The sequence below is a fragment of the Microbulbifer aggregans genome, from assembly GCF_020524005.1.
In the GTDB taxonomy this organism is placed as follows: domain Bacteria; phylum Pseudomonadota; class Gammaproteobacteria; order Pseudomonadales; family Cellvibrionaceae; genus Microbulbifer; species Microbulbifer aggregans_A.
In genome coordinates this window covers 261,396-274,802 of record NZ_JAIVKK010000001.1, presented here as the reverse complement: position 1 = coordinate 274,802, position 13,407 = coordinate 261,396, and the positions used below count along the sequence as shown (strand labels likewise).

Genomic DNA, 13,407 nt, shown 5'->3' with positions numbered 1-13,407 from the left:
CACCATCGCGACAAAACGCGACGGTAACCCATTAAAATTATTCCTGTTTTTTATCTGATCTGGGCTCACCAACGTATGCTGCAACCGGCATTTCCTGCACTAGAAATACTCGCGCAACTGCCCTCCGGTGGTCTGTTGCTGACCCCCAATAACCGATTGCGCAACCGCTGCCAGCAGGTGTACGCCGGCACCCAGAAATCCGGCACCAACTGGCAGCCACCCGCAGTGGAATCCCTGCAAGGCTGGCTGGACAAACTCTGGTTTGACCTGCAGCAGCGCGGCTGGCAACCCGCCATGTACCGGGTGCTCAACCGCGAGCAACGCCAGCTCCTGTGGCAGCGTGCGCTGGACGAAGCGCTGGATCGGCAGCTGTTAAACAGCCAGCAATTGTGCCGCGATGCTGACAGCGCCCTGGCGCAGCTCCTGCAATGGCAACTGGTTACGGATCTAGAGCAACTGGACGAACAGGTCGCGCCGCTGCTGGAACAGTTTGCCCTGTCCCTAGATGGCGATGCCTACCCACTATTCGAAATGATCCGCGCTTTCCACCGTGAGCTGATCGCGCACAATGCCATCACCCCGGACCAGCGGGACCAACGGCTGTTGCAGGCCTTTCAAGAAGGCGCGCTGCCACAACTGGCGCAGATCGATAAAGCCGGCTTTGCGCAGATATCCCCCCTGTACGACGCGCTGATTCAAAGTGCAGCAGCCCGTGTTGTGGACCATCCCTCCACATCGCAACAGGCCAAGATCGCATTCGCCCCCTGCCAGAACCTGGAAGAAGAGCTCTACCAGGCCGCGCGCTGGGCGGCACAGAAACTGGAACAGGACACACAGGCCAGCGTCGGTATTGTGGTCAACAACCTCGGCCAGTGCCGCGCGCAGGTAGAAGCAGTTTTTGCGCGGGTACTGGAACCGCAATTCCTCGACACCGCACAGCCCCGCTATACCCTGCCATTCAACTTTTCTGCCGGTATCCCGCTGGCGCAAACGCCGGTGGGCAACACAGCCCTGCAGCTGCTCGACCTGTTGAATGAAGAGTGGGACTACTCCCAGCTGCGCAACCTGCTGTTCAGTCCCTTCTGGGGTACCAGCGATGAACTCTGGCTGCGCACTGCGCTATTCCGCCGCGTGCAAAAACTGGAACTGCGGCGCGTAACCGGCGACCAGTTGCGCATGTGGGCCGAGCGCATTACCGCAGACCTGAAACTGGAAGCCCCCCAGCTGCCGCGCCAACTGGAAAAAGTCGGCGACCTGCAACGCCGCTGGCAAAAAGCTCCGGCGGAAGTCTGGGCCGCACGCTTTTCCGAAGTGCTGGCCGCACTGGGCTGGCCCGGCGACCGCAACCCGGACAGCCAGGAATACCAGCAGTTGATGCAATGGGAAGGCGCGCTGGAAGCGCTCGCGAGCCTGTCCGGCTTCGGCCCCAGCCTGACCAAAACCCAGGCATTGCAGCAACTGCGTCAGATCGCCAGCCGCACACCGTTCCAGGCGGAAACCCGCGATGGCCCGGTGCAGATTCTCGGCGTGCTCGAAGCCGGCGGCCTCGCGTTCGACCACCTGCGACTGGTCGGCTTCGGCCAACAGCAATGGCCGACCGCCCCCGCACCGAATCCGCTCTTGCCGATCCTGTGGCAAAAGCACTGGAAAATGCCCCGCGCCAGCGCCGAGCGCGAACTGGAACTGGCACGGGAGCTAACCGAAGACCTGCTCAATGCCAGCAGCGATATCGTGGTCAGTTTCGCCAGCGAAGAAGACGGCGTGCACCAGGGCGTAAGTAGCCTGTTTGGCGAGCGGGAAACCGCAGCACCCATCGAAAGCGATGCCCTGATCAATCACAACCGGCACCTGGCCGACGCCACCGCACTGGAAAAAGTCGCCGACACACACGTGCCACCCATGCAGCCCGCCGACTGCGAACAGGTACGCGGCGGTGCGGCAGTACTGAAAGCCCAGGCCCTGTGCCCGTTCAATGCGCAGTTACGCTACCGTCTCGGCGCCAGTGGTTTTATGGCTCCGGATATCGGCCTCAGCCCCGCCGAGCGCGGAAACCTGGTGCACCAGGTGCTGGCAGAATTCTGGGAGGCGTGTACAGATGCAGACCGCCTGCGCAATCTCGACGAAGCCGAACGCGAGCAAATGATCGAAAGTTCGATTACCAGCTCGCTGCGCAACATGCGTAAAAAGCACGCGCACTTGCCGGTGGGTTTCTGGAGCATGGAACAACAGCGCCTGCAGCGCCTAATGGAACAGTGGCTGGATCTGGAAAGCCAGCGCCCCGGGTTCAAGGTCGAAAAAATCGAATGGGAGCAGCGGGTGGAAATTAACGGGCTCAAATTCAGCCTGCGCCTCGACCGTCTCGACCAGCTCGCAAATGGCGAACACCTGGTGATCGACTACAAAACCGGCCAGCCCAGTATCAACGACTGGCTGCAAACACGGATCCGCGAACCGCAGCTGCCACTCTATGCGCTGTTCCAGCCGGATGCCCGCGCCATCGCCTTTGGCCAGGTTCGTGTGAGCGACTGCAAGTGGCGCGGCTGCGGCGAACTGGAGCAGGCCATCGACGGTATCAAGGCGGTGGCTGACAGCCAGAAAGATTCCCCGTTTACCACCTGGCAGGATCTCACCGATCACTGGCAGCAGGGGCTGGAATTACTCGCCGGCGAATATCGCAACGGCGTGGCCACCTTGCAGTTTGACCGCAAGCAGGACAACGACATTCAAAACGAACTCTGGCCCCTGAACCGCTGGCCGGAACGCGAGCAGGCAGCACAATGACAATGGCAGTATCTCCCGTCACACCCGGCCAACCCATCGATGCCGATGCCCGCGCCCGCGCGCTGGATATCACCCGGAGCTTTGCAGTGTCCGCCCCCGCCGGTTCCGGTAAAACCGGCCTGCTCACCCAGCGCGTGCTGAAACTGCTGGCCAGTTGCCAGCAGCCGGAAGAAGTCCTGGCGATCACCTTTACCCGCAAGGCCGCAGGCGAAATGCGCGAGCGTTTACTCGACGCACTGCAAACCGCACGCGATACCGAGCGCCCGGACAACCCCCACGACGCGATCACCTGGGACCTCGCCCGGCAACTGCTCGCGCGCGACAACGAACTCAACTGGCAGCTGCTGCAAATGCCGCAGCGCCTGCGTATCCAGACCATCGACGGCCTGTGCCGCAGCCTCGCCAGCCAGCTGCCGATCGAGAGTGGTCTCGGCGCACCGGGTGAGCCACTGGAGCAAACCCGGGTTGCGTTTGAAATGGCGGTGGTCAACCTGCTGAAAAACCTCGAAGGCGAAAACCCGGACACCGCGCTACAGCTGTTACTGCTGCATCTGGACAACGACCTGGGCCAGCTCAATAAACTCCTGCAGATACTGCTGGAAAAACGCGACCAGTGGCTGGGCCCGCTGTTGAGCGTGGGTCACGAAGGCGCGCAGGACTATTTCCACTTCGCCATCGACGAACTGGTATCAGAAAACCTGTCCGCACTCGCAATTCAACTGAAAGGCTACGCCGGCGAACTGGTTGAGCTGGCGAGCTACGCCGGCAAAAACCTCCGCCGCGACAAACCCGAGCACCCACTCTGCACCTGCGCCGAACTGGATGCACTGCCAGCCGCCGACAACAGCGCCCTGCCCCTGTGGCTCGCGCTGACCGATCTGCTGGTAACCGGCACCGGGGGATTGCGCAAGGCGGTCGACAAGCGCGTGGGCTTCCCACCGGTCGACAAAAAAGATCCGGAAACCGCACTCGCGGACGAATACAAAGCGCGTATCAAAGCGCTGCTTGGCGAACTCAACGGCAACGACACCCTGCTGACCGCCATCAACGAAGTGCGCAAGCTGCCGTCCGGATTGCAGGAAAGCCAGTGGGAGTTGTTGCAGGCCCTGGCACAGGTACTGCCGCGCCTGGTCGCCCAGCTAAAGGTGGTATTCCAGCAGCTGAATTCAACTGACTACACCGAGGTCGCCCAGGCCGCACTGATTGCCCTGGGCACCAGCGACGCACCGACCGATCTGGCATTAAAACTCGATCTGCAAACACGCCATATCCTGGTCGACGAATTCCAGGACACGTCGCAAATGCAATTACAGTTGCTGGAAAAACTCACCGCCGGCTGGGAACCCAACGACGGCCGCACCCTGTTTATCGTCGGCGACGGTATGCAGTCCTGTTACGGCTTCCGCAACGCCAACGTGGGCATTTTCCTCGACGCGCGTGCGCGCGGTATCGGCCACGACGACAGCCGCGTGCCGCTGGAAGCCCTCGACCTGCAAGTGAATTTCCGCTCCGAAGGCGCGGTGGTGGACTGGGTGAACGACACCTTCCAGAAAGCGTTCCCGGCCACCGACAACATCAGCCGCGGTGCCGTGCGCTACCTGCAATCCCATGCCTTCAAGGGGAGCAAGTGGCCAGCACCGGCGGTGAACTTTTACGGCTGCGTCAACGACGACACCCGCGATCTCGAAGCGGAACAGGCCGTGGCACTGGTGAAAGAGCTGCGCGCAAAAGACCCGGAAGGCCGTGTCGCCATCCTGGTGCGCAAGAAAAAACACCTGGGCCGCGTTCTGCCCGCTCTCAGCGCCGCCGGCATTACCTTCCAGGCACCGGATCTCTCGCCATTGGCAAGCAAAATGGTGGTACTGGACCTTCTCAGCCTCACCCGCGCGCTGCTCGACCCCAGCGACCGAATCAGCTGGCTGTCGCTGTTGCGTGCCCCCTGGTGCGGACTGGAATTGCCGGATCTATACACCATTGCCAACTGGGGCAATGGCGATGGAGGGGAACAGCGCGCACCCACCGATACCAGCGCGCGTCCGTTACTACTCGCTTTACAAGAAGCCGAGCAGATCCCGCTCAGCGAAGACGGCCGTGCGCGCCTGCTGCGCACTGCGGGGCCAGTATTGCAGGCGTGGGAACAGCGCGGCCGCAAACCCCTGCGCGCCTGGATCGAAGGCCTGTGGCTGAGCCTGGGCGGCCCTGCCAGCGTGGCCCACAAGGGCGACCTCGACAACGTGCAGGACTTTTTCCAACTGCTGGAAAAGTACGATACCGGCAGCACCATCAGCGACTGGGCCCAGTTCTATCACGCGCTGGAACAACTGTTCGCGCGCCCAGGCAACGACGCCAGCGTACAGGTGATGACCATCCACAAATCCAAAGGCCTGGAATTCGAGCACGTGCTGATTCCCGGGCTGGATCAGGGCGGCAAGCCCGGCGGCGACCAGCTGCTGCGCTGGACCGAATGGCTCAACAGCGAAGGCGAAAGCCGCTTTATGCTCGCGCCGAAAAGCGCACGCGGCGACAGCGATCCACTGTTTGACTACCTGAAACACGACAACAGCGAGCGCGAACGCCTCGAAGGTACGCGCCTGCTGTACGTTGGCTGCACCCGCGCGATCCGCTCGCTGCACCTGCTGGCCTGCGTATCCCGGGATGAAAAGAAAGGCACCCTGAAAGCACCGGGCTCCGCCGCACTGCTAGCCAGTATCTGGCCGACGGTCAGCAGAAATGAAGAAAGTGACTGGTGCCAATGGCCGGAAGCTGAAGAAGCCGGTGAAGAATCCGAACGCGCACGTGCCGACTACGACTACCTGCTGCGCCTGCCGCTGGACTGGCAGGCCCCCGCGCTGCCCAGGCAGGAGTGGCTCAGCCGATACCGCATGGAAGACTACAAGCGCGCGGAAACCGACGAGCCCAACCTGCCGGAGATGGGCCAGGTCGCGCAGCGCTGGCTGCGCCACGCCGGTACCGTAGCCCACGAATCCCTGGCAACGCTGTCCGAGTCATCCGACTGGCAGGATAAGTCTCCGGCACACCTGGCCGAGTCCCTGCGTCCGCTGTGGCTACTGCGTCTCAGCCAGCTGGGCCTGTTCGGCCCGCGCCTGCAGGACGGCGTGGCCAAGGTGGAGCAGGTACTGCTGCATACCCTGAACTGCAAACACGGCCGCTGGATACTCGACGCCGGCCACAAAGAAGCCGCCTCGGAACTCGAACTGCACAGTGACGGGCGCCAGCTGAAGCGCTCCATCATCGACCGCACGTTTATTGATGCCAACGGCACCCGCTGGATCATCGACTACAAAACCGCCGAACCCGGTACAGACGAAGACCCACAGCAGTTTGTCGAGGCCCAGCTGGAGCAGTACCGCAAACAGCTCGAACGCTACCGCAAACTCTTCTATCAGCGCGGCGAAAAAGAAGTGCGCTGTGCGCTGTATTTCCCCTTGATGCAGCAGCTGGCGGAACTCCCGCTGCTCTGAGATCAGCCCCGTTACAGGCGGGCCGGCAACCACCGGCCCGCCCAAAAAACTTACACCTCTCGCCAGCCCCGAGCGGATAATTTTGCCCCCGCACCGCGCTTCGCCCGTGCCTTGGCGAACTAAAAATCCTATATATCACCAATATAAAGGACCAGAATTTCCCAATTAGGAAAATCCCAAACCCGCTATTGGTTACAAATGAAACACTAGCCCTGCCCCGCGCCACTGGTTAGGATAAGTCACCCACTCGGGTACACCCCGGGGGCAAAGATGACGAAACCAAACTAAATACAATACAAAAGCAAAATACGATTTAACCAATTAGTGACGTAAAAATGACTATGCAGCAGTTCGACGACCTGAACGTCGTCTCCCAGGATATTCTGATCACGCCGGATGCGCTGAAAACGGAACTGCCCGTCAGCGAGGCAGCAGAAGCTTCTGTAGCCGCCGGTCGCGCCGCCGTGCGCGATATTCTCGACCGCAAAGATCACCGCCTGATGGTAGTGATCGGCCCCTGTTCGGTACACGACGTAGACGCAGCCATCGACTATGCCAACCGCCTCAAGGCCATTGCGGACCAGGTTTCCGACACCCTGCTGATCGTCATGCGCGTCTATTTTGAAAAGCCCCGTACCACCGTGGGCTGGAAAGGCCTGATCAACGATCCGCACCTGGACGACTCGTTCAAGATCGAAGACGGCCTGCACATCGGCCGCAAGCTGCTGCTGGACATCGCCGAACTAGGCCTGCCCACCGCAACCGAAGCTCTGGACCCGATCTCCCCGCAGTACCTGCAAGACCTGATCTCCTGGTCCGCCATCGGCGCCCGTACCACTGAATCCCAGACCCACCGGGAAATGGCCAGCGGCCTCTCCTCCGCGGTCGGCTTCAAGAACGGCACCGATGGCAGCCTGGAAGTGGCGATCAACGCACTGCAATCCACCGCCAACCCGCACCGCTTCCTGGGTATCAACAAGGAAGGCCAGGTTGCCATCATCCACACCGCCGGCAACAAATACGGCCACGTGGTACTGCGCGGTGGCAATGAAAAGCCCAACTACGATTCCGTCAGCGTTGCCGTGTGCGAACAGGAATTGACCCAGGCCGGCCTGATACCGAACATCATGGTCGACTGCAGCCACGCCAACTCCAACAAAAACCACGAACTGCAACCGCTGGTGGTCGACAACGTCACCCACCAGATCCTGGACGGCAACAAATCCATCATCGGCATCATGGTGGAAAGCAACCTGAAAGCCGGCAACCAGAAAATTTCCAGCGACCGCAGCGAAATGGAATACGGCGTTTCCGTAACCGATAAATGCATCGACTGGGAAACCACCGAGCGTCTGCTGCTGGGCATGGCAGAACAACTGCGCGCGCCGCTGAAGGCCCGCATGGGCTGATAGAGCCTCTTCCGCAGTACAAAAAAGGCCAGCTTAGCTGGCCTTTTTTTCGTCACGTGAATAGACAACAATAGTGCCCACCTGCAAGCTGCAGAATCTTTAAATGGAGTTAACGGTCAATTGAATGTAATGCTAGTTCGCCGCAACGGCGCCTATAAAGTTCTGTCGATATTGTTTCTGCTTTGCGTCGGCATGCCCATAATACTGAAAACGTATAAAATTCACCCGGCGCTATTTACCGTCTCGACAATCTTGATTTCATTGATCGTCTTCCACTTCTCATTTAATAACAAAGTACTGACACGAGACTTTCACGGAAACCTGTACATCACCTTCTCCCCGCTGCCGTATTACAAAATCAAACAGGGAAAGATCAAGGATGTAATTGGTATTACCGTGGAATCTGGCCAGATGTCCCGAATGGCTGCGATGAATGAATACGGTGGCAGGAAACTCTCGATGGAAACCAATGACGTTGTTATAAAGTTTCGGGGAAGAGTGAAAAAAACGCTCACAACCTATGCGGATACGCCTTCAAAATATATGGCATCCAATACGGCAAAAGCGGTGGAACGTTTTATAGAGCAACAATTAGGCTAATCCCTTTTGCCAAACTCAGTTATAGCAATTTAGTAAAAAGGAATACAACTCTCATGAAAGGAAGCTGTTTGTGCGGTCAGATCCAGTACCGAGTAGAAAAACTGGATAGTGCCATTCAACATTGCGCCTGCAAAACCTGCAGAAAGGCACATTCTGCTGCTTTTAATACCGCCGCAGCGGTTTTGAAAGAAGATTTCAGCTGGGAATGTGGCGAAGATAAGCTGTCCGGATTTGAATCTTCCCCCGGAAAAGTACGGTACTTTTGCTCTAATTGCGGGTCACAGTTGATCGCGGAGAAAGAAGGCAGCCCCTGCTACGTGCTTCGAGTGGCAACGCTGGATGATGATCCGGGTGTGAAACCCGAGTTTGGGATTTGGGCTTCTCACGAAGCTCCCTGGTTAGAGAACAGCGAGGACATTCCCAAATATCAAGAGTGGCAGCCTGGCCGTTAACTCATCCCGCCACATTGTGAAAATCGATACTCTACATATAGATATATGGCTTTAAGAAAAAGTATGAGCTTATCAAATCAAATAGAAAGAACCCTTAAGAAGAACAAAATTAGTTTCACCGGTTCTTTCAGAGACATCTCAACTGAAAGCGGTCTTCTAGAAATACTCAAAAATGTCATACCAGAACGGACATTAGAAATTGATGGTGAATGCATCGATTCGCCAGAGTGCTACATTGATGTACTTGAATCTCATGCCGCAATAACACGCGGGGAATTTAACCCGAACAACATCACCGCCGAAGGGGAAATAGGTTCAACCATAGTTTTGTCATTCGATGATGCAGACAAGAAACACAAGTTAAAGATAGAACAGAATGGTTCTCCCTGGATATCGGAAGGCTTTTACGAGGCAATCAACCGGTATTTAGACAAAAGCAGGAAGTCTTCCTACCTTGACCTACCAACAACGGATCAGGGAATTGCTGTAGTCTACCTACCGAAAAAAGTTGCCAAAAGTATTACAAAGCAGTACATGGGCCCAAGAGCCACAGACGAAGTGATCAACTTCATTCAACAAGGGGGGTGCCCATCGAAAATCAACTGGCGCTATACAAGCACAAAAGTCATTGATGGATATAGCTCTTCTGGTGAAACCATAGCCACCGCACTACTGAAAAGTGACCTGCCTGATTATCCTGGTGTCTACAGCAGCGGCTATTCTTATGTGGAAGGGGTTTTTGAGACGTTCACCGAGAGCACTCCAGTCAACATGTTGTTACAGAACAGTTCCGGCGAAACCCCGTATAAATTAAGCAGGAATCACAAATCAAACGGCCTAAAAAAGCATCTCGAATTCATCTGCCATGCCAAAACCATCTCACTGGAAGACGCCCTGACCCCAGGAATGGGCTGTTTTGATTTCGACGTTGCACTTCAGGCCGTCATTGAAAAAACAAAGCCCCAGTTAGAATCAATGCATTTTGACGAAGATGCATACGGCGCTTACCTTGCCTTCTCGCCACAAGAAGACTTCATCCGCGGCGAAAACCAAGCCATCCTGTCATTAAACCGGGACAATGAAGGCAATATACATAGCTATAAGCTGTTCATTCAGGAAGCCGGAAGCCCGGGAAAGACCATCTTTGAGGAATTCCCACTAGACGAAACAGATTCAATAGCGGAGTTGCTGTCAAAGTTCTGCAAAGGCGAGCTTTGGGAGGATAGAGCATAGCCATCAAGCCCAATAACTCCCGACTAAGTTCAGCGATATTACGATAGCCCTTTGAATATGGAAGTAAAAATAGTTTCTGCGCATGACGCCGCTCAACTGTCACAGTTCTACGGAGACAACCAGGAGCACTTACGCCTCTGGGAGCCCCGCAGAGACGAGGGCTATCACACTGTTGAAGCCTGGGAACAACGTCTGGAGGAATGGCGTACAGCCAGAGAGAATGGCACTTCCGTCCATTTCATTGCCAGCGAGACCGGCCAAACTGACATCATTGCAATTTGCTCTCTTACCAACATCGTGCGAGGCCCATTTCTCGCATGCCATATGGGATATGCCGTATCACACAAATATGAAGGGAAAGGCTATATGAAAGCGCTTTGCACGCACGCTATCGATTACGCGTTTAACGAGCTGCGCCTGAATCGCGTTATGGCCAACTATATGCCGGGCAATCATCGATCCGCCGCGCTGCTTGAACGCCTGGGTTTCCAAAAAGAAGGAGAAGCCAAGCGCTACCTGAAAATTAATGGCGCCTGGGAAGATCATATTTTGACTTCACTCCTCAACCCAGAAACCACACGATAGCGCGTACCACAAAGGTACAGCCGCGAATCCACTATTAACTCTTCTTGCCAGCAGGCCGCCTGCCCGCCTTCTTCGCCAGAAAGATCGTGTGGCGAGCCCCCTTCCCCGGGCGCTCACGCACCATCTTCACCTCAACCCGAAAGCCCGCCTTCTTCAAACGGTGAACATAGGTTGTATCCGGGCTCGCCGACCACACCGCCAACACACCACCCGGGGTCAGGCTACTGTAGATAGCGCTGGTGCCATCCACCGAATACAGCCAGTTGTTGTCACTGTGGGTCAGCCCCTCCGGACCGTTATCGACATCCAGCAGCACAGCATCGTAGACACTGTTGTGATCGGCCAGCAGCTCACCCACGTCGCCGATATGCACCACCACACGGCTGTCATCCAGCGGACGACCGGCACACTCGCCCAGCGGGCCGCGATTCCACTCCACTACGTCGGGAATCAGGTCGGCGACGATCACCTCGGCGGAGGACGGCACGGCGTCCAGCGCCGCCGCCAGCGTATAACCCATACCCATACCACCCACTACAACACGCGCATTCTTGTGATTCTTCAGGTGGGTACAGCCCAGTACTGACAGCTGCTGCTCGCTGTTGAATGCACGGCTGTTCATCAATTCACCACGCACGCCAGACAGACTGATGGAGAACTCCTGGTCGCGCCGGCGCAGCTTGAGCGTGCCGCCATCGTTGGGAATCTGGGCAGTTCCGAGTTCAATCCAGGGTTTCATGGGGGCAGCTCGCTTTGGGGCAGGTTTGAGGGATGGCGAAAGGCCGCGCACTGTACCATACGTTGGTCAGCGCCGCTGGTGACGTTAAAATGCCTACATTCCGCTAACTATAGCGGCTGCAATCCCCCTCCCCTACAACCGTACCCCTTCGAGAGAGCCATGAACCGCAGGAAGAAAGTCAAACAGATACTGAAGAAGAAGGCCAAGAAGGCGAACGACAAGCTCAACCCCAAGAACAAGCCACGCTACGTTTCCAAGGCCGAGCGGGCCAAACTTGAGCAGGAGCAGGCACAAGAAACTGAACAGCTGTAACCCACCATCACCATGAGTGGACAGCAACTGTATCGGGCCGGCATTGCCCGCCTTTTTTATATACAATTTGCGGCTGAACCAAAGAATCAATAGACGTACAAGCAGCAACAGTAATCCAAAGAAGTATGGCAATGGGTATGAACAACAATAACGCACCATTCACAAGAGCCGAAGAAAACGGCAACGTATGGCTGTCTCAAGCTACAGCACAAAACCTGGACCTGACCGATCACGGCATTACCCCAACCGTGCTCGAAACCGAGGCGGACGTTGGCCAGGCCATGCTCAATGAGCTGTACGAGACCGCCGCCGTAAAAGAAGGCGATATCAATATCGCCCTCCTCGGCGGCCGCGGCGCCCAGGCACTGCATCGCCTGCTGGGCGAGCTCGCCAAGACCTCCGAACAGGACGAATTGCTCGGCCGCCTGAACGTATTCACCCAGGATGCCTTGGCCCCCATGAGCATGGGTAACTGTTTCAGCTTTGTGCGGGACTTCGAGCGAATTCTGGGCCCGGACTTTTTCCGCAAGATCAAAAGCTTCACCCCGATGCAGACGGATACCGACAACCTGGAAGCTGGGCTGATCGCGTATCTGAACAAACTGGAGTCACTGGGCGGCCTGGATATCTTCTTCATCGGCCACGGCCCGGAAGAGAATGAGGCCTCACACCTCGCCTACATCAAGCCCTTCTCCGGCGCCCAGAGCAGCCATGTGGCCGGGGTAATCCCGATTTCCAGCAGTATCCTGGAACACCATATCAGCAAGTTCAAAGCTGGCGGCAGCGTGGTGAATGAACAGGATGAAGCCGAATGCCGTGCGGCCCAATACATTCTCACCCTGGGCCCGGCGGCCATATTGCAGGCCAAGAAAGTTGTGCAATCAGTAGTCGATGCGGATACCGCACCGGCAAAAGTGCAGACCTATGCGAATGTGCTCAATACCCGTTTAAGTACCGACCGCGGCGAGCTACTGGGCCAACTGAATGCTAACCCTGGGTTGTGGATCAGGCTGCATGCCAACAGCAAGTCATTTGTTCTGCCTAATCTAGGGCTGTAGTTAGAAAATTACCTATTAAAAATGGCCGGCATTGCCGGCCATTTTCATATTGGAATTCCATAAAGGTTTACATTTATAAAGCCACAAAACTAACGCCACCCTCAACAAATCGATCGCCTCGCCTTATATTGCGGCGTATAGTTCATTTTAAAGACCTACCCTTATATATGAGCTGGCGAAATCGGCTATTTTGCGAACAAGCGGTACCCTGTTCAGAAGCCTGCGGCTTGTGTGCATGGAGCCGGATACGCTAACTTACCGATTTTCTAAGGGTTAGGAAAAGCAAAAAAGCCAATTTAGGAAGAAAAACAACAGCCAAAGGCTTCTTTTGTTTCGAGTGTAAAATAAAGATACGTACCTGTATATCTGACATATAACGATATTTGTGCTTATGTGAATTCTGGTACCAGTGAACACTAGCCACATGAATAAGAGCCTAGTGCATATGAATAAAACTGTTAATCACTAAGGATCCAGATGATAGATGACGCCATCGGAGGGATATTTAAAGTTGTCGGACGCTTCATAGTTCAAATTTTTTATGAGCTCTTATTTGAGCTAATGGTCAAGGGGCCCGGATATTTCATCAGCAAGAAACTTATAAATCGTGATCCAGATCCCGATGGGCTTGTTGTCGTAATTACCGGTTTCACCTTCTGGTTAATCATTGGCGCTGGCGCCTACGAGGTTTATAAATTAGCTAGTGGTAGCCCCCGTGCTTAACAAGTGCAAGCAGGTTGCTTCGGCCCTCCGCGG

Annotated in this window: 11 protein-coding genes; 10 read left to right on the top strand and 1 reads right to left on the bottom strand. The window is 56.2% G+C overall.

All coding sequences use genetic code 11. The annotated features are described in order from the left end of the window. The first annotated feature begins 75 nt into the window (after positions 1 to 75). The 7 genes from LC093_RS01275 (at position 76) to LC093_RS01245 (ending at position 10,542) form a co-directional block, all read left to right on the top strand. On the top strand, positions 76 to 2,781 hold the full coding sequence (locus LC093_RS01275) for a PD-(D/E)XK nuclease family protein (RefSeq protein ID WP_226661195.1): 2,706 nt from the start codon (positions 76 to 78) through the stop codon (positions 2,779 to 2,781). A 2-nt stretch (positions 2,782 to 2,783) separates the two neighbouring features. After that, the gene (locus LC093_RS01270) at positions 2,784 to 6,263 is read left to right on the top strand and encodes a UvrD-helicase domain-containing protein (RefSeq protein ID WP_226661193.1); all 3,480 of its coding nucleotides are present in this window, start codon (positions 2,784 to 2,786) and stop codon (positions 6,261 to 6,263) included. A gap of 341 nt (positions 6,264 to 6,604) precedes the next feature. Next, entirely contained in the window at positions 6,605 to 7,672 is a 1,068-nt protein-coding gene (locus LC093_RS01265) for a 3-deoxy-7-phosphoheptulonate synthase (RefSeq protein ID WP_226662403.1), read from the top strand. A 120-nt stretch (positions 7,673 to 7,792) separates the two neighbouring features. After that, entirely contained in the window at positions 7,793 to 8,272 is a 480-nt protein-coding gene (locus LC093_RS01260) for a hypothetical protein (RefSeq protein WP_226661192.1), read from the top strand. A 53-nt stretch (positions 8,273 to 8,325) separates the two neighbouring features. After that, entirely contained in the window at positions 8,326 to 8,724 is a 399-nt protein-coding gene (locus tag LC093_RS01255; RefSeq protein ID WP_226661190.1) for a GFA family protein, read from the top strand. 63 nt (positions 8,725 to 8,787) lie between these two features. Next, complete coding sequence (locus tag LC093_RS01250; protein WP_226661188.1) at positions 8,788 to 9,957, top strand: hypothetical protein; 1,170 nt, start codon at positions 8,788 to 8,790, stop codon at positions 9,955 to 9,957. 57 nt (positions 9,958 to 10,014) lie between these two features. Continuing rightward, a complete protein-coding gene (locus tag LC093_RS01245; protein WP_226662399.1) occupies positions 10,015 to 10,542 on the top strand; it encodes a GNAT family N-acetyltransferase in 528 nt (175 codons plus the stop codon). Positions 10,543 to 10,576: 34 nt separating this feature from the next. On the opposite strand, the gene LC093_RS01240 is transcribed toward LC093_RS01245, so the two are convergent. Then, the gene (locus tag LC093_RS01240; RefSeq protein WP_226661186.1) at positions 10,577 to 11,281 is read right to left on the bottom strand and encodes a hypothetical protein; all 705 of its coding nucleotides are present in this window, start codon (positions 11,279 to 11,281) and stop codon (positions 10,577 to 10,579) included. A 159-nt stretch (positions 11,282 to 11,440) separates the two neighbouring features. Between LC093_RS01240 and LC093_RS01235 the strand changes: the two genes are divergently transcribed. From LC093_RS01235 to LC093_RS01225, 3 genes are all read left to right on the top strand, one after another. Further along, positions 11,441 to 11,593 carry a DUF2986 domain-containing protein gene (locus LC093_RS01235; protein ID WP_226661184.1) on the top strand — a complete coding sequence of 51 codons (153 nt, stop codon included), beginning with the start codon at positions 11,441 to 11,443 and terminating at the stop codon, positions 11,591 to 11,593. Between the two features lie 137 nt (positions 11,594 to 11,730). Next, a complete protein-coding gene (locus LC093_RS01230; RefSeq protein WP_226661182.1) occupies positions 11,731 to 12,651 on the top strand; it encodes a hypothetical protein in 921 nt (306 codons plus the stop codon). A 477-nt stretch (positions 12,652 to 13,128) separates the two neighbouring features. Beyond that, the gene (locus LC093_RS01225) at positions 13,129 to 13,374 is read left to right on the top strand and encodes a hypothetical protein (protein ID WP_226661180.1); all 246 of its coding nucleotides are present in this window, start codon (positions 13,129 to 13,131) and stop codon (positions 13,372 to 13,374) included. Positions 13,375 to 13,407 lie beyond the last annotated feature (33 nt).